This is a genomic window from Rhodococcus sp. P4_F3_2 (assembly GCF_056401335.1).
The window spans coordinates 113448-129998 of the sequence record NZ_JBFUJN010000026.1 but is presented as its reverse complement, the minus strand read 5'-3'; the positions used below and the strand labels follow the sequence as shown (position 1 = coordinate 129998).

Sequence of the window (16551 nt, the reverse complement as noted above, 5' to 3'; positions counted from 1 at the left end):
GATGACAACCACGACCACCACGCTGCTGGCAGGCAGCGACACACTGAGTGCCGGTGTGGGCGAAGCGTTTCAGAACGCGGCGTCGTCCGGTCCGCTTCTGCTGGCCCTCGGCGCCTGTGTGCTCGCCGGTCTGGTGTCGTTCGCTTCACCGTGCGTCGTGCCGCTCGTTCCCGGCTACCTGTCCTACCTGGCCGGCGTCGTCGGCGCCGACGCCCCCGCGATCACCGCGGACGAGGCGAGGACCCGGACGATCACCCGGAGCAGTCGCCTGAGGGTGGCCGGTGCGGCCGGACTGTTCGTCGCCGGCTTCACCGTCGTCTTCGTTCTCGCGACCGCGTCGGTGTTCGGCGTGATCTCGACTCTGCTCGTCAACCGCGAGGTCCTGATGCGCGTGGGCGGTGTGGTCACGATCGCGATGGGTCTGGTGTTCATCGGACTGATCCCGGCGCTGCAGAAAGACGTCCGTTTCGAACCGCGTCGTGTGTCGTCGCTGGTGGGGGCGCCGCTGCTCGGGGGAGTGTTCGCGCTGGGGTGGACGCCATGCCTCGGGCCGACATTGGCAGGCGTGATGTCCGTAGCCGCGGGAACCGACGGGATGACCGCCGCGCGCGGTGTCACCTTGATCGTCGCGTACTGCATCGGACTCGGCCTGCCGTTCATCATCTTGGCGCTGGGATCGGCGCGTGCGCTGACCGGCGTCGGCTGGTTGCGTCGTAATGCACGCACCATTCAAATTTTCGGCGGAATCATGTTGGTGGCAGTGGGAATCGCCCTCGTCACAGGCGCGTGGGACCAGTTCGTCGGCTGGGTTCGCGACGCATTTATCTCGGAGGTGACGCTGCCGATATGACAGCTGACGACAATAACGACAACCCGACACCCGTGCTGCCGAAGCAGTCGGTGATCGGTCGAGTCGTTGCACTCGGGCGCAACACCTGGCGCGGCCTGACCTCGATGCGGACCGCGCTGGTTCTGCTGTTCCTCCTCGCACTCGCGGCGATCCCCGGCGCCCTGCTGCCACAACGAACCCTCAACGAGGGCAAGGTCGCCGACTACATCGCCGCGCGTCCGACGCTCGGTCCGTGGATGGACCGCCTCGAACTGTTCGACGTGTTCAGCAGCTTCTGGTTCACCGCGATCTACGCTTTGCTCTTCATCTCGCTGGTCGGCTGCATCCTGCCGCGTTGCGTGGAGCACGCGAAGGCGCTGCGCACCCGTCCGGTGAATGCGCCGCGCAATCTTGCTCGCCTGCCGCACCACACCAAGAGCGTCGTCGACGGCGAGACTCCCGACGAACTTGCTGCCCGGGTGTCGAAAGAACTGCGTGGGTGGCGCGTCGAAACGCGTCGCGGCGATACGAAATCACGACGCGAAGGCGAGATCACCATCTCGGCGGAGAAGGGATACCTCCGCGAATTCGGCAACCTCGTGTTCCACCTGTCCCTGGTCGGATTGTTGATCGCGATTGCCGCGGGCAAGTTGTTCGGCTACGAGGGCAATCGCATCGTCATCGCCAACGACGGCCCCGGATTCTGCACGACTTCGCCGGCAGTGTTCGACTCGTTCGTCGCGGGCCTGAGCCTCGACGGCACCGGCATGACTCCGCTGTGTGTCCGTGTGAAGAATTTCCAGGCCGACTACCTCGAGACCGGTCAGGCGGAGATGTTCACCTCGGACATCTCGTACCAGGCAGGCGACGACCTCGAGTCCGATACCTGGCGGGACACGACCATCCAGGTGAACCACCCGCTGCGGATCGCCGGCGATCGTGTGTACCTGCAGGGACACGGATACGCGCCGACATTCACCGTCACGTTCCCGAACGGTGAGACCCGCACCGAGACGCTCCAGTGGCGTCCGGACGACGCCACGACGTTCCTGAGTAGTGGCGCGATGCGTTTCGACCCGCCGGGCGGCATGTATCCCGATACGGACGAGCGCCGGAAGAACCAGATTGCCATCGAAGGATTGTTCGCGCCCACAGCGCTGTTCCACGGCAACCTGCTGTCGTCGAGTTACCCGGCGATGAACGATCCGGCAGTCGCCATCGACATCTACAAGGGTGATACCGGACTCGATACCGGTAACCCGCAATCGCTGTTCGAACTCAACACCGAACTGATCAATCAGGGCCGGCTGGTCAAGCAGGATCGAGTCAATCTGTTCCCGGGTGAGAGCGCGACGCTTGCCGACGGAACTCAGGTGCGATTCGATGGTGCCGTCGACTTCGTCAACCTGCAGGTCTCCCACGATCCCGCTCAGGTGTGGGTACTGGTTTCAGCGTTGACGATGATGGCGGGGCTACTCGTCTCGCTCGTGATCAAGCGTCGCCGCGTCTGGGCACGTATCTATCCAGATGACGAACGACGTACTGTAGTAGAACTTGGTGGGCTTGCCCGCACCGACCACGCAGGCTGGGGCGACGAGTTCGACCGCCTCGCCGACCGCTTGCTGAAAAGCAATCCGACCACCGCGGTGAACCAACCGCACGCGCAGGAGAACGCCCGATGACAACCAACGAGACACTCGCGCAGTACAGCGACTGGGCCTTCAAGTCCGCCTTCACCGTGCTTGTGCTGGCGTTTGTGCTGCTCATCGTGCAGTACGCGTCGGCCAGAGCCAAGGCGGTTCAGGACAAGGAACTGGTCTCTGCCGGTGGAGTCGACGCGTCCGTGCCTGGCCGGGTCGCGGAGACTCCGACCAAGTCGCTCTCGGAGCGATTCGGCGGAATGGGCCGAGCTGTCTTGGTTGTCGGAACAGTACTGATCTTCGCTTCGATCGTGCTCCGCGGATTTGCGACGGAACGATTCCCACTCGGCAACATGTACGAATTCGTGGCGATGGCGTGTGCGGCGTCGTTGCTGGTCGGGCACGTCCTGCTGATCAAGCCGGCGTACCGTCCGATGTGGGTCTTCCTGCTGGTACCGGTTCTGATCTTGATGTTCCTCGCCGGCACGGTTCTCTACGCCGACGCGGCTCCCGTGGTTCCGGCGCTGCGCTCGTACTGGCTGCCGATTCACGTGACGATCGTCAGCGTCGGCTCCGGCATCTTCATGATCGGCGGTATCGCCAGCCTCCTGTTCCTGTTGCGACTGAAGTTCCCGCCCGGTGACGAAGGCACGAGCATCGGCGGCCGGATCGCGGAGCGACTGCCGGACGCCCAGACGCTCGACCGCTTGGCATACAAGAGCACGATCATCGCATTTCCGCTGTTCGGCGCAGGTGTGATCCTCGGTGCGATCTGGGCGGAAGCTGCATGGGGACGCTTCTGGGGTTGGGACCCCAAAGAGACGATGTCCTTCATCGCCTGGGTGATCTACGCGGCCTACCTGCATGCGAGGGCAACGTCTGGTTGGCGGGAGACGAAGGCTGCCTGGATCAACATCGCCGGATTCGTTGCGATGCTGTTCAATCTCTTCATCATCAACATGGTCGTGTCCGGCTTGCACTCCTACGCGGGACTCAACTGATCCTCTCGAGGTACCGTGGGTGGCTGCCGACCGGTCTGTAGGTATTACCGGTGGGTAAGTCAGGGGCGGCGCCAGCTACGATGCAGCTTGGTGAACTACTAGCTGTCTGGTAGCTGCGGGATCGACGAGGGGGAACTGCGAGATGGCCGACAAGATCGAAGACGCCGGAGCAGGATTGTGGGAGCCGGTGCGTCCTGCCGAGCCGACGCGGCGCGAGCTGCGCACATCCGCGCCCGAGCCGTCATCCGACTCGGTTCCCAGTGATGTTCGCAGTCTCTTCGTGGCCCCGGTCGACTCCGGCCCGCTCCAGCAAGTCGCCGGCCAGGCGCCCAGTGCACCTGCCGCTCCGCCGCCGACGACGACCCCAGCGGCGCCGGTACCAGGTCCCAAGACGCCGGTCATCCAGTATCCGGCAGCACAGCCCGGCCCGATCAACGGCCAGTTCTCGACCTCGCCCGCGATGCCGATGCAGACCTACGAACCTACGAATCGTGCAGGGTCGGTTCCGGATTCGCGAACTGGAGCTCCGCAGCCTGCCCAGAATTCGCAGCCTGTCCAGAATCCGCTGCCTGTCCAGAATCCGCAGCCTGTCCAGAATTCGCAGCCCAGTCCGACCGCGCATGGATCCGCGAGACCGCTCCAGCACCCGCAGGCGCCTTTTGCGCCCGGCGTGCATCCGCCCAATCCCGTGATTCGGCAGTTCGGGCACCCCGGCGCTGCGCCGGTGCAGAACGGCCACGCCCTGCAAAATGGTCAGGCCGTGCCGAATGGGTTGGCCATGCCGATGGCCCCGCCGACAGCGCCACCTACTCGCGCTCCGATGCCGCAGACCGGATTCAACTCGGCTCCGGACAGTCGCTTCGAGTCGGCTCTCCCGATGACTGCGCAAGATCTCTCGGCTGCGCTCCTCGTCAAGCGGCCTGTCCGGCCTGCCCCGGTGGGTGGCTGGCGTAAGGCGCTGTACACGTTGTCCGGCCGATCGGTGAACCTCGGAAACGGTGCAAAGGAGCAGCACCTCGTCGAGTTGACGCGCCAGATCAACCAGCCGCTGCAGGGCTGCTACAAGGTTGCAGTGCTCAGTCTCAAAGGCGGCGTCGGAAAGACCACGACCACTGCGACACTGGGGTCGATGTTCGGCTCGATCCGCGGCGATCGCGTCGTCGCTGTCGATGCAAACCCCGACCGGGGAACGCTGAGCCAGAAGATCCCGCTCGAAACTCCGGCAACAGTGCGAAACCTGCTGCGCGACGAGAACAGCATCGAGAAGTACAGCGACGTCCGTGGCTACACATCGCAGAATCGCCACCGGCTCGAAGTGCTTGCATCCGACAGCGATCCAGCAGTTTCAGAGGCCTTCAGCGGTGGGGACTACACGCGCACGGTCGACATGCTCGAGAAGTTCTACAGCATAGTTCTGACCGACTGCGGCACCGGATTGATGCACTCGGCGATGCAGGCCATTCTCGAAGGTGCAGATTCGTTGATCGTCGTCAGTTCCGGATCTGTCGACGGTGCACGTAGCGCCTCCGCGACACTTGATTGGCTCGACGCTCACGGTTACAGCAGGCTGGTCGCCACGTCCGTAGCCGTCATCAACGCGGTACGGCCTCGCTCGGGCAAGGTTGATCTGCCCCGGGTCGTCGAGCATTTCGAGCAGCGCTGTCGAGCGGTGAGACTGATTCCGTTCGATCCGCATTTGGAAGAGGGCGCCGAAATCGATCTGGACCGGCTGCGTCCAGGTACTCGGGAAGCGGTGCTGGAGTTGGCTGCGGTGGTTGCGCAGGACTTTCCGGCCTCCCCGTTCGCGTTGCCGGGGCGGTAATCGGATAGCCGGGTGAGCCCGGACGCTACGTCGACGTGTCAGTCGGCGGTACGTCCGGCCCTTCCGTGCGCTTGCGTCGTGTTTGCTGGTTCACATTCCACAGGAATTCGGGATCGTCGTCCGGCCCGCGTACGCCGCTCACCGGGGTACGCGTCGACGGATCGGGCCCGAACGCCTTCCACATCAGAACGATCAATGTCACCAAACCCACCAACGCCAACAGATACAACACGGCGCACCTCCTCAGGGAACTGAAGTCGAGCCTACTCAGTCTCCGGCCCGCTTCACCAGAAGTGGTGCGGACAAGCGTTTCGGCTCAGTGCGCTAGTGCTGTATCTGTCGGGTACTGCAAGATCTGTCGGGTACTACAAGTACTTCGACGTGAGCGAAAGTTGCTCAGTTGTTGTCCGCTTCGGTGGTCAGCGAGCGCAGAAGCTGCATGACCTCGGTCTCACGGAATCGACGATGTCCTCCTGGTGTGCGAAGCGAGCCCAGTCGTCCTGCGTGTGCCCAGCGGGTCACGGTCTTGGGATCGACATGAAACAATGCCGCTACCTGTCCGGGCGTCATGAGTGCGTCTGCGGCGGTATTGAAGGTTGGTGCGCTCATTGTGAGGTCCTCCATGTTGATGTCGAACGTTTGACGAACAGTGATTCCGAACCGAGCAGTGATTCCGAACTTTGGTTCCGAACCGTTGTGTCGACCAGTTGCCAAAAACCTGCGTCGAGTTTGTTTCGAAGTCCTTCGCTCACATTCGACCGTTTTCTGAGTGGTAGCGCAATGTTTGCACAGATATAGCCGGGTAGTCGATCTTTCAAGATAAGGTAATGTTTAAGTAAAGGACAAAATGGATATAGCGGGCTCAGTCCCACCCGTATTCGGAATGGGTAACCTGAGAGGGTGAGTCAGTTGTCTGAAAACCCCGAAAATGTTCCTTCTGAGCCGGTCAAGGCCAGTAAACCCTCCGCAAACTCTGGGCAAGCAAAGTCGGCTGCCGGGCCGGTGACCAAGGGTCAACTGGCCCGCGACGTGGTGCTGTACTCGGTCGCTCGGCTGCTGCTTGTCGTCGTGATCGGTGCCGTCATCATCGGTGGTGGAAAGCTCGCCGGCACCGACGTTCCTTTGATCGTCGCGGCACTGTTCGCAGTTCTGATCGCGCTGCCGCTGTCGCTGCTGCTCTTCGCGAAACTGCGCAAGCGTGTCAATGCGGGCATTGCGGCGGTCGACGCCCAGCGTCGGTCCGATCGTGACGATCTTCGCTCCAAGCTGCGCGGAGACGGGCGGTGACCACGGAGTCGCTCGACGTCGACCGTCGGACCTCGCGCCAGTGGGTCGACAACGCGGTGCGGCTGATCGAAGCCGACGCGCAACGCAGCGCGGACACTCACCTACTGCGCTATCCGCTGCCGAGTAACTGGACCGTCCAGCTCTATCTGAAGGACGAGTCGACCCACATCACGGGAAGTCTCAAGCATCGACTCGCACGGTCGCTTTTCCTCTACGCGATCTGCAACGGCTGGGTTACCGAAGAGACCACCGTCATCGAAGCGTCGTCCGGTTCGACGGCTGTCAGCGAGGCGTATTTCGCGAAGTTGCTCGGCCTGGATTTTGTCGCGGTGATGCCCGCGAGCACGAGTCCCGCCAAGATCGCACTGATCGAGGCGCAGGGTGGACGTTGTCATTTCGTGAGCGATCCGTCCTCGATCTACTCGGAATCGCATCGGCTCGCGAGTGAGTTGAACGGTCACTACATGGACCAGTTCACCCACGCCGAGCGCGCGACGGACTGGCGTGGAAACAACAACATCGCCGAATCGATCTTCACTCAGCTCGAGCACGAGGAACATCCGATTCCCGACTGGGTGGTCGTCGGAGCCGGGACGGGCGGAACCGGCGCCACGATCGGCCGCTTTCTTCGCTATCGGAAATTCGACACGGGGCTGTGCGTGGTAGATCCGGAGCACTCCGTGTTCTTCGACGCGTGGCGAGCGAGCGATCCGTCGATCGTCGGTACACGGGGTTCCCGGATCGAGGGCATCGGCCGCCCGCGCGTCGAACCGTCGTTTGTCGGTCAGGTGGTCGACCGAATGATCAAGGTGCCGGACGCAGGCTCGATCGCGGCCGCACGGCACGCCAGCACAGCCCTGGGGCGCAAAGTAGGTGGCTCGACGGGGACGAACCTGTGGGGAGCTTTTGCGTTGATTGCCGAGATGATGGCAGCCGGGCGCAGCGGCAGCGTCGTCACGCTGCTGTGCGACGGCGGAGAGCGTTACTCGGGCACGTACTACAACGACGAATGGGTGGCGTCGGAAGGGATCGACCTGCTCGGTCCGACGGCAGTGTTGGACGAGTTCGTACGTTCCGGTGCGTGGACCGCCAGTTCCTGAATGGCCGGCGACGGACCGTGTGACGGGCGGCTCATCGTCACGCGCGGCCAGGCGTCCAGCCCGGACGACTGCTCGTCCGTTCTGATGCGTATCAGACCGGGAGAGAGCGTGTTCTCGGCCAGGCGCACGAACCCGAGTCGCTCGTAGTACGGCGCGTTCCACGGAACGTCGACGAACGTCGTCAGAGTCACGAGATCGTGGTGATGGTCCGCCGCCCATTCGGTGACGGCGTCGATCAGCTGAGCTCCGAGGCCTTTGCGGGCATGATCGGGGTGAACGGAAACCTGTTCGATATGTGCACCGCCGTCCACGATCTCGACGAGCGCGTACGCAACGGGTACGTCGTTTGCGTCGGTCTGAACCCAGATGTGCTCGGCTGCGAGAAAATCGTTCAACTCGTCGAGCGTCGGCGGTGGATCGTCTGCGATGGCGTCCATCCCGATGTCTCGGAACGGTTCGCCCGCGGCGATCTCGATCTGTTGCAGTGCGGGTAGGTCGGTGGATGTGGCCGAGCGGATCACAGAAACCGTTTTACCTCGAGAGCGGAGTTTCTCCCAGCGCTACGCCTTCTGTAACGCAAACCTACGCAACCGTAGGTTGTGTATCGTTTGGTCAAGGGGCACTTCTCCAGCGAGGGCGGATCATGGGCAATCCTGAAGTTTCACTCGACAATTACGAGGCTGTGTACGAGTACTACCGCAGTCATCAGCAGAACCGATTTGTGGCGAAGCTCGCTTATGCCGCGTTGGCGCTGAAGTACCGCCCGCGAGTGAGGTACGCGCCGGGTGCGGAAGCCGCGCTGAAGACTCTGCTGGAACGTAAGACGCAGTTGGTCGTGGCAGTCAATCATCTGACCGAGAGCGACCAGTTCACGCTCGCCGCGACCGCGTGGCGTACTCCGTTGCGTCGAGTGATCGGACGGACACGGGTCCTCGCCAAAGACGAACTCTTCGTTGATCCTTCACAGCGCAAGAAGGTCGACATGATGGGCAGCATCCCGGTTTTTCGCAGCAAGAACTACGGCCTCCGTGCAGTTTCGGATGCCGGCCGAGTGATGATGGACGTCGCGGCCGAGCGGCTGGGCAACGGGGACTGTCTGGCGATTTTCCCGGAAGGGACGTGCAACACCGAAGATCCGACGCGGCTGCAGCACGTCAACAGCGGAATCGGCCACATCGTCGCGCGCGCCGAGAAGTTGGGATGCTCACCGGCCCTGGTGTCGATCGGMATCAATTACGGTCCGGTGGCCGGCGACGTCAAGGCTGCGAGTGTCTTTGTCGGAATGCCGGTGACCGAACTTCCGGACAAACCGATGGATATCGCCCGAACTGTGCAGGCCGACTTGCAGGTGGCAGTGAACGGAGCCGTCGCCGGATACTAGGCGTGCCTGTCAATTTTGGTTGACAGATTCCGGTTGTCAACCTAAATTGACATCATGACCGAAGCAACCTCTCTCGCTGCTGCCGCCGGTAGCCCGGATCCCACCGAGGGATTGCGTGCTGTTCGAGCGCTGCGTCGTCTACTCGAAAAACTCGAGGCCATTCAGGTCGCCAACGCGCGCCGTCACGGATGGTCCTGGCAGGCGATCGCGGAAGCTCTCGAGGTCAGCCGTCAAGCCGTCCACAAGAAATACGCGTCCGCGCAGTCGGAATCGATGCTGCGTTCACTGCGCGAGAAGGGCAGGTAATTGCCATGTTCGAAAGGTTCTCCGCACAGGCTCGTGGCGTCGTTGTCGATGCTGTCGCCGGATCCGGTCCGGTCACGCCGATGGAACTTCTGACCGCGCTGCTCACCTCTGATCGGGGCATCGCCACCGAGGTGCTCACCGAGTCCGGTGTCTCCCTCGACGTGATCCACCACGCCGGCGCCGGATCGAACGAAGGTAGCTCGAACAATCTCGACGACGACGCCGAGATACTCAAGTCGATCGGCATCGATCTCGATGCGGTTCGGGAAAGCCTCGAGCAGTCGTTCGGTGAAGGTGTGCTGGACGAGACGTCCGTGCCGGACGGTGTCGATACTTCGCGGAAAGGCCGATTCGGGTTTCCTCGTTCACGATTCGAGAAGGACTCCAAGAAGGTGTTGGAACTCTCGCTTCGTGAAGCGCTCGCGCACAAGGACAATCGAATCGGTGCCGAACACATCCTGCTCGGCATCCTGCGTGTCGCCGACGGGCCTACCCGTCAGGCCCTCGAAACGCAGGTCACGATGTCGGTGATCCGTGAGCGCTTGGAAGCGAAGATGAATCGCGCCGCCTAGATTCGGCACGGCTCCGCATGCACGGGGCGGGATGTGCCAGCATTCAGACATGACATTTCTGGCACGTCTCATCATCAACGGCATAGCCATCTGGCTGGCGTCGGCGTGGGTCACCGGCATCACGATCGCCAACCACGACAACGGCACCTGGGGCACGGTTCTCGTGATCGCGGTGATCGCTTTGATCTTCACGGTGGTCAACGCCTTCATCAAGCCGGTAGTGCAGCTTCTCTCACTACCGCTGCTCATCCTGACCCTCGGACTGTTCACGCTGGTGATCAACGCCCTGATGCTGATGCTGACGGCGTGGATCTCGTCCGGTACGTCCTACGGCTTGACGGTCGACGGCTTCTGGACGGCAGTCTGGGGCGCGCTGATCATCTCGATCGTGAACTTTCTGCTCAGCGCGTTCGTCCCCGACAACCGTTGAGTACGTCGACGTTCAGGCGAGACTGAGCGCAACTGCGGTCGCGGCACCCCAGACGAGCATGGCGAGTCCGGTGTCGCGCAACGCGGGGATCAGAGCCATTCCCTGGCCCCCTGAACGCAGCGGGGCGTTGGCTCGGATTGCCAGTGGCAACGCCAGCAATCCGAGCAGGGCCCACGGAGTACGCAGGATCAGCAGCAAGGTCGCGACGAACGGGACGGCCAGCAGGATCACGTGCAGCGTGCGGGTCTTCGCGTCGCCGAGCCGGACTGCGAGAGTGATCTTTCCGGACTCGGTGTCGGTCGGGATGTCTCGAAGATTGTTGGCAACGAGCACCGCGCTCGAGAATGAACCGATGGCGATCGCGCCGGCCAGCCCGGCCAGATCCACCCGTTCGGCCTGTACGAATTGAGTTCCCAGCACTGCGATCAGCCCGAAGAAGATGAACACGGCGATCTCGCCGAACCCGCTGTATCCGTACGGCTTCTTGCCGCCGGTGTAGAACCAGGCACCGATGATGCAGAACACRCCGACCGCAACCAGCCACCAGGCTGTGGTCGCCGCCAGAACGAACCCGGCTACCGCGGCAACGGTGAAGCAGCTGATCGCTGCGGCCTTCACAGCTCCGGGACTGACCAACTTCGATCCGACCAAGCGCAGTGGCCCGACGCGGTCGTCGTCCGTTCCGCGGATTCCGTCGGAGTAGTCGTTCGCGAAATTCACCCCGACGATCAAGGCCAAGGAGACGATCAGTGCCAGGAGCGCCTTCCACCACACTGCGAGGTCCAGGGACGCCGCGGCTCCGGTGCCGACCAGCACGGGCGCAATCGCGTTCGGGAGTGTGCGCGGCCTCGCGCCTTCGATCCATTGAGCAGCTGTTGCCATACAACGATCTTTGCACTGTGCAATACGATCGAACGCGGTGGATCAGCACATGACTCGAGACGTGAGTGAGCGCGCCAGGTACGCGCAGTCGGGCGAAGACCCGGCAGACATTGCCTTGCTCGGACCCATTTCGACCAAAGTGGGCGATCGTCTGGTTCCGTTGCCGGGTCCGCGAGCTCGAACTCTGCTGGTTGCGCTGGCTCGCAATCCGGGTGAGCCACGTACCGCGCAGAGCCTGATCGACGACGTCTGGGGGCTGGAGCCGCCGCGCTCACCGATGAACGCCCTCCACACTCAGGTCTCGCGCCTGCGATCTGCACTTCCGGACGGGGCGCTCGAAGTCACGGCGGCCGGATACCGGCTCACTCTCGCTCGGGAGCGTGTCGACCTGGCCCGGGCAGCGGACGCCGTCCGTCGTCTGCGCGCCGGCGGCGCTGACGCGTCCGAGGCACTCGCCGTCACGACCGCGGCGCTGCGCCTGTGGCGCGGTACCCCCGGGAGCGACGTGGTCGGCGACGTCGCAGATCGTCTGGCGCTCGACGCGGGCCGCGTGTACGACGAACTGGAGTCCGCGCAGATCGACGCGTTGCTCACGTTGGGGGAGTACGCGGCCGCCATTCCACTGGTGCGCGGACGCCATCTGTCGAGCCCGTTCGACGACACAGCGGCCGAAGCGTTGATGCGTGCGCTCGCCGGAGCCGGCCGAGTCAACGAGGCACTCGAAGTGTTCGCGGAGTTCCGCAACCACCTCGCCAATCGCCTGGGCGCTGATCCGTCACCCGCACTGGTGACTCTGAACACGGAACTTCTCGGGGCACCTGCGGCAACACCGCGAGCTGCGCGGGCGATCGGTCTACGCGCCGCCCCCAACACCTTGCTCGGTCGCGACAGCGACATCGACCAGATCGAATCCTTGCTGGCTCGCTCACGTGTGGTCACCATTCTCGGACCCGGTGGCGCCGGAAAAACCCGTCTCGCACACGAATTGGGCCTACGCGGATCCGTGAACCAGCCTGGCGTCGCGGTGGTACTCGTGGAGTTGGCGTCGTTGCGCAGCAGCGAAGATGTCATCGCGGCCATCGGCGGCACCCTCGGAATCAGCGAATCCGATCTGGCGCCAGGCAAATTGACCGTCGGCCGGACGCATTCGGCGCGAGAGCGACTCAAAGAGGCGCTGTCCGCCGGCCCGATGTTGCTCATCCTCGACAATTGTGAGCACGTGATCGGCGCGTGCTCGGAGATCGTGGCCGAGATGATCGCGGCCGGTCGTCAGCTGACGGTACTGACCACCAGTCGTTCGCCGCTCATGATCAGTGCCGAGGCGGTGTACCCGTTGCCGCCGTTGGCGATCGACGACGGAACCGGCTCGGCAGTCGAACTCTTCTCGGCGAGAGCCCGTGCGGTGCGGCCGTCCGTTCATCTGGACGTCGACGCGGTCGTCAAGCTGTGTACGACGCTCGACGGACTCCCGTTGGCGATCGAACTCGCGGCTGCCCGGGTCCGGACGATGAGCGTCGACGAAATCGGTTCGAGACTGCGAGATCGGTTCGCATTGTTGCGCTCCGATGATCCGACGTCTCCAGATCGGCATCGAACTCTGCACGCGGTGATCGACTGGAGCTGGAATCTGTTGGGCAGCGGGGATCAGATTGCGCTGCGTCGGTTGTGCCGATTCCCGGCAGGTTTCACTCTTTCCTCGGCGCAGGCCGTTGCCGGGTGGGGACAGTTGAACGATGTGGCCGGCGCTGTCGAAGCGCTGGTCAATCAGTCACTTCTTTCCGTCAGCGACGGGCAGGGTGAGCTTCGGTACTACATGCTCGAGACGGTCCGCGAATACGGCGAGGAGCAGCTCGCCGCGTCCGGAGAGGGGCCGGAAGTGATCCGGCGCCTGGATGTCTGGGCAATCGCGATCGCAGAGGACGCCGTCGTGCGTGCACGCACGGATCAGTTGCGCCTGATTGCCGACCTCGACGCCGAGCACGACAACCTTCTCGCTGTTCTTCGCTGGGCTGTCGAGCGCGGCGACGCGGTGACCGTAGCCAACGTCTTTCCTGTCCTCGCGATTCTGTGGGCCRTACGAGGATCGAATTCGGAAGTCTCGAACTGGGCGTCGAAGATCGTCGGGGCGACCGCGGACAACGATCTACGCGATGTAAATGCAGAATTGGTGGGCGCGACGTTCATTCTGGTGGCGATGCATCTGTTTTTCGCGGAGACCGATCGAAACCATGCCCGCGCGCGGGTTCGTCTTCGAAAGCTGTTGCGTGATCGCGATGATCTCGGTCCGTTGTTCGCATTTCTGATCAAGCTGACCACGAGTGGGATCGCCAACCACAGACTTGCGCGTTTGGTTGCGGAAGGCGTTCGCAGTTCCGACCCCGAGACCCGAATGGCTGCGCTGTCCGCGCGTTCGAATATGCGCGAGAACATCGGGGATCTGCGGGGCGCTTTGCTGGACGGGGAAGCGTTGTTCGACTACGCGACCAATGCCGGTGACGAGTGGGGCCTTGCGATGGCGGCCCAGCATGTCGGGTCGGTCCACAGCCAATCCGCGCGATATGGCGAGGCCATCGAGTTCTACGCGATTGCGGCGGCGTCGATGGAACGCCTCGGTGCACGTGACGAGGCGATGCAGCTCATCTGCTTTCAAGCCGGAGCAATGATCGCATCCGGTGACACCGCCGGCGGGCGAACACTTCTCGATCGGGCACGCCCGGCCTTGGCGCACTCGGGTGGGACCGGTGCCATCGAAACCGATCAACGGCGCGCGGCGCTCATAGCGAGCATCGCCGAGGCGGATCTCGCCGACGGCCGAATCGACGAAGGGTTGGCCAGGTATCGAGAAGCACTGGAGTTGTTGGGCTCTGCGATCGAGAACATCTTCGGTGATCCCTTCGTCGTTCTGCTCGGTGCTGCGGCCGTGTGTGCTCACGTCGTTCACGGCCGACATGAACTCGTGGCAAATCGTGTTCTGCAGATGAAGGATTCGAGTGCTCTCAAGTTCGATCCCAAGGGTTATGCGGACCTGCCGCTCGCGGGTTCCTTGGCGTCGGCGATCGGGTCGTTCGATCTTGTCGCGGGCAACATCGATCGAGGGGTCGAACTGATGGCTCTGTCGTTGAAAATGCCGGGGAGACAGGACTTCGTCTCGCTCCACCATGCGCGCCTCTCCGAATTCGCGGTTGGTGTAGTCGGAGCCGACAAGTGGTCTGTGGAAACCGAGAAGGTATCGGGTTACTCACGCAGAGCGGTCCGCGAAGCAGTGTTGGCTGCGCTTCGCGGACCGGTGCTGGATTAGAGCTGGACGATGTTGCGGGACTTATGTCTTGCGCATGTACATCCGCACGGTCAGGGGCGCCATGACGGCAACGATCACCGCGGCGCCGACCAACGACCACACGACGTGGATACCGAAGTGACCGTCGTTGGCCAGCTCGCGAACCGCGGTCACCAAGTGTGAGACCGGATTGACGTTCACGAACTTCTGAAGCCAACTCGGCATGGTGGCAGGATCGACGAACGCATTCGACAGGAACGTCAGCGGGAACAGCACGAGCATCGAAACACCCTGCACCGTAGACGCTTTGTTCATCAGCACGCCCATGAGGGCGAAGATCCAGCTGATGGAGAACGCGCACACCATGACCAGGATCGCGGCAGACAGAATGCCGACCACGCCGCCTGCGGGGCGGTATCCCATCGCGAAACCGACGATGAACGTGATGGTCGTGGCGATGCCGTAGCGCACGACGTCGGCGAGCAATGCGCCGGACAGCGGGGCGATACGAGCGATGGGAAGGGATTTGAAGCGGTCGAACACGCCCTTGTCCATGTCCTCACGAAGCTGAGTGCCCGTGACGATGGAACCGGTGATGACGGTCTGGACGAGGATGCCGGGGATGATCGTCGGCAGATATGCCGTCACGTCACCGGCGATCGCGCCGCCGAAGATGTACGTGAACATCAACGTGAAGATGATCGGCTGGATGACGACGTCGAATAGTTGCTCGGGGTTGTGCTTGATCTTGAGAATTCCGCGGTACGCCATCGTGAACGTGTTCGCGAAGCTCTGCTGCAGGCTGATGCGGCGGGGTGCGGCGTCCGGCTGGGCTATCGGCGACCGGGGTTTGGTGAGGGTGGTTGTCATGCGACGCTCCGATCGGAGTCGTTGTCGGACTGGGCGTCGTTGCGTCCACCGTCTTCGGGCTGGTGCCCGGTAATGGTCAGGAACACTTCGTCCAGGCTGGGTTTCTGTACGTTGATCTCGTCGACGGCAATTCCTTGCTCACGCAGACGGATCAACAGGTCCGCTGTGATCGACGGGTCGCTGAGCGGTGCGGTGATCCGACCGACTTCGGGGGTGACTCCCACCTCGACGCTGAGCGCAGCCGCAATGAGCGAGCGAGCTTCCTCGGTTCGGTCACGGTCGACCAACTTGAGCTGGAGGGAGGAGATCCCTACCGAAGCCTTGAGTTCGTCGGCGGTGCCGTTGGCGATCACGCGACCGCGGTCGATCACCGCGATGCGATCGGCCAACTGATCGGCCTCGTCGAGGTACTGCGTGGTGAGCAACACCGTCGAGCCCTCGGCGACGAGTCGCCGAATGGTCACCCACATCTGGGCGCGGGTGCGCGGATCCAGACCGGTGGTGGGTTCGTCGAGGAACAGCAGCGGCGGGCGGGCGATCAGGCTGGCCGCCAGATCCAGGCGCCGACGCATACCACCGGAGAAGTTCTTCAGCGGCTTGGTTGCGGCCTCGACCAGATCGAACTCCTCGAGGAGTTCGAGGGACTTGGTGCGCGCATCGCGGCGGCTCAGGCCGAGCAACCGGGAGAAGATCACGAGGTTCTCGGTCGCGGTCAGATCCTCGTCGACGGAGGCGTACTGCCCGGTGACGCCGATCAGGGAGCGGACCGCGGTGGGTTCACGGCTGACGTCGTGACCGAAGATGCGCGCCTCACCGCCGTCGGGGCGAAGGAGGGTGGCGAGCATGCGGACGGTGGTGGTCTTGCCGGCGCCGTTCGGCCCGAGGACGCCGAACACCGAGCCGGTGGGGACGGTGAGGCTGACGCCGTCGACCGCGCGGTGCTCGCCGAACTTCTTGACGAGTCCGTCGGCCTCGATGGCAAGAGGCGAAGCTGTGTGGTTCATGGGATGAAGCTTGGCAGATCGATCTTGCATGGACCTTGCGTGGAACTTGCGGTTACTTGCACAGCGCGCGAGGTCGGTGCTCCACAACCGGCAAACAATCCCCAGACGGATCTTGCTTGTCGGTGTGCGGGCGCGGCGGCATCACGCTCG

17 protein-coding genes are annotated in these 16551 nt (G+C 63.1%); 11 read left to right on the top strand and 6 right to left on the bottom strand.

The genetic code is table 11. The annotated features are described in order from the left end of the window. Position 1 precedes the first annotated feature (1 nt). The 4 genes from AC1DWA_RS24630 (at position 2) to AC1DWA_RS24615 (ending at position 5292) form a co-directional block, all read left to right on the top strand. On the top strand, positions 2-850 hold the full coding sequence (locus AC1DWA_RS24630) for a cytochrome c biogenesis CcdA family protein (RefSeq protein WP_003941906.1): 849 nt from the start codon (positions 2-4) through the stop codon (positions 848-850). Next, positions 847-2511: a cytochrome c biogenesis protein ResB gene (resB, locus tag AC1DWA_RS24625; protein ID WP_021333939.1), complete on the top strand. Its 1665-nt coding sequence runs from the start codon at positions 847-849 to the stop codon at positions 2509-2511. Before AC1DWA_RS24630 ends, resB begins: the two co-directional genes overlap by 4 nt. Then, complete coding sequence (gene ccsB / locus AC1DWA_RS24620; RefSeq protein ID WP_021333940.1) at positions 2508-3470, top strand: c-type cytochrome biogenesis protein CcsB; 963 nt, start codon at positions 2508-2510, stop codon at positions 3468-3470. The genes resB and ccsB overlap by 4 nt, the downstream gene beginning before the upstream one ends. 142 nt (positions 3471-3612) lie before the next feature. Next, positions 3613-5292, top strand: a complete 1680-nt coding sequence (locus AC1DWA_RS24615; RefSeq protein WP_080909970.1) for a MinD/ParA family ATP-binding protein — start codon at positions 3613-3615, stop codon at positions 5290-5292. Positions 5293-5317: 25 nt separating this feature from the next. Here AC1DWA_RS24615 and AC1DWA_RS24610 read toward each other — a convergent pair whose 3' ends face one another. Continuing rightward, positions 5318-5524, bottom strand: coding sequence for a hypothetical protein (locus tag AC1DWA_RS24610; RefSeq protein WP_019744349.1), 207 nt, complete (start codon positions 5522-5524; stop codon positions 5318-5320). Between the two features lie 164 nt (positions 5525-5688). Beyond that, positions 5689-5901 (bottom strand): BldC family transcriptional regulator, encoded by a 213-nt coding sequence (locus AC1DWA_RS24605; protein WP_003942029.1) that lies wholly within the window; start codon positions 5899-5901, stop codon positions 5689-5691. A 291-nt stretch (positions 5902-6192) separates the two neighbouring features. Between AC1DWA_RS24605 and AC1DWA_RS24600 the strand changes: the two genes are divergently transcribed. After that, positions 6193-6579: a DUF4229 domain-containing protein gene (locus AC1DWA_RS24600; protein WP_019744347.1), complete on the top strand. Its 387-nt coding sequence runs from the start codon at positions 6193-6195 to the stop codon at positions 6577-6579. Then, positions 6576-7679 carry an L-cysteine desulfhydrase Cds1 gene (gene cds1 / locus AC1DWA_RS24595; protein WP_019744346.1) on the top strand — a complete coding sequence of 368 codons (1104 nt, stop codon included), beginning with the start codon at positions 6576-6578 and terminating at the stop codon, positions 7677-7679. The genes AC1DWA_RS24600 and cds1 overlap by 4 nt, the downstream gene beginning before the upstream one ends. Here the strand turns inward: cds1 and AC1DWA_RS24590 are convergent. Next, positions 7577-8200: a GNAT family N-acetyltransferase gene (locus tag AC1DWA_RS24590; RefSeq protein ID WP_477847340.1), complete on the bottom strand. Its 624-nt coding sequence runs from the start codon at positions 8198-8200 to the stop codon at positions 7577-7579. The genes cds1 and AC1DWA_RS24590 overlap by 103 nt on opposite strands. Positions 8201-8322: 122 nt before the next feature. On the opposite strand from AC1DWA_RS24590, the gene AC1DWA_RS24585 reads away from it, so the two are divergent. Genes AC1DWA_RS24585 through AC1DWA_RS24570 form a run of 4 tightly spaced genes read left to right on the top strand, consistent with a single transcriptional unit; the run spans position 8323 to position 10368 of the window. Continuing rightward, positions 8323-9060 (top strand): lysophospholipid acyltransferase family protein, encoded by a 738-nt coding sequence (locus tag AC1DWA_RS24585; RefSeq protein ID WP_003941959.1) that lies wholly within the window; start codon positions 8323-8325, stop codon positions 9058-9060. Between the two features lie 54 nt (positions 9061-9114). Further along, entirely contained in the window at positions 9115-9366 is a 252-nt protein-coding gene (locus AC1DWA_RS24580) for a helix-turn-helix domain-containing protein (RefSeq protein ID WP_003941869.1), read from the top strand. A 5-nt stretch (positions 9367-9371) separates the two neighbouring features. Beyond that, positions 9372-9938 carry a Clp protease N-terminal domain-containing protein gene (locus tag AC1DWA_RS24575; RefSeq protein WP_182261704.1) on the top strand — a complete coding sequence of 189 codons (567 nt, stop codon included), beginning with the start codon at positions 9372-9374 and terminating at the stop codon, positions 9936-9938. 49 nt (positions 9939-9987) lie between these two features. Next, positions 9988-10368, top strand: coding sequence for a phage holin family protein (locus tag AC1DWA_RS24570; protein ID WP_003941998.1), 381 nt, complete (start codon positions 9988-9990; stop codon positions 10366-10368). A gap of 12 nt (positions 10369-10380) precedes the next feature. Here the strand turns inward: AC1DWA_RS24570 and AC1DWA_RS24565 are convergent, their stop codons facing one another. After that, a complete protein-coding gene (locus AC1DWA_RS24565) occupies positions 10381-11250 on the bottom strand; it encodes a 1,4-dihydroxy-2-naphthoate polyprenyltransferase (protein WP_019744341.1) in 870 nt (289 codons plus the stop codon). A 49-nt stretch (positions 11251-11299) separates the two neighbouring features. Here AC1DWA_RS24565 and AC1DWA_RS24560 point away from each other — a divergent pair, with 49 nt between their 5' ends. After that, the gene (locus tag AC1DWA_RS24560) at positions 11300-14548 is read left to right on the top strand and encodes an AfsR/SARP family transcriptional regulator (protein ID WP_477917139.1); all 3249 of its coding nucleotides are present in this window, start codon (positions 11300-11302) and stop codon (positions 14546-14548) included. A 21-nt stretch (positions 14549-14569) separates the two neighbouring features. Here the strand turns inward: AC1DWA_RS24560 and AC1DWA_RS24555 are convergent, their stop codons facing one another. Both AC1DWA_RS24555 and AC1DWA_RS24550 read right to left on the bottom strand, forming a co-directional pair. Continuing rightward, a complete protein-coding gene (locus AC1DWA_RS24555; RefSeq protein WP_003941848.1) occupies positions 14570-15397 on the bottom strand; it encodes an ABC transporter permease in 828 nt (275 codons plus the stop codon). Next, positions 15394-16401 (bottom strand): daunorubicin resistance protein DrrA family ABC transporter ATP-binding protein, encoded by a 1008-nt coding sequence (locus AC1DWA_RS24550; protein WP_003941960.1) that lies wholly within the window; start codon positions 16399-16401, stop codon positions 15394-15396. Before AC1DWA_RS24550 ends, AC1DWA_RS24555 begins: the two co-directional genes overlap by 4 nt. Positions 16402-16551 lie beyond the last annotated feature (150 nt).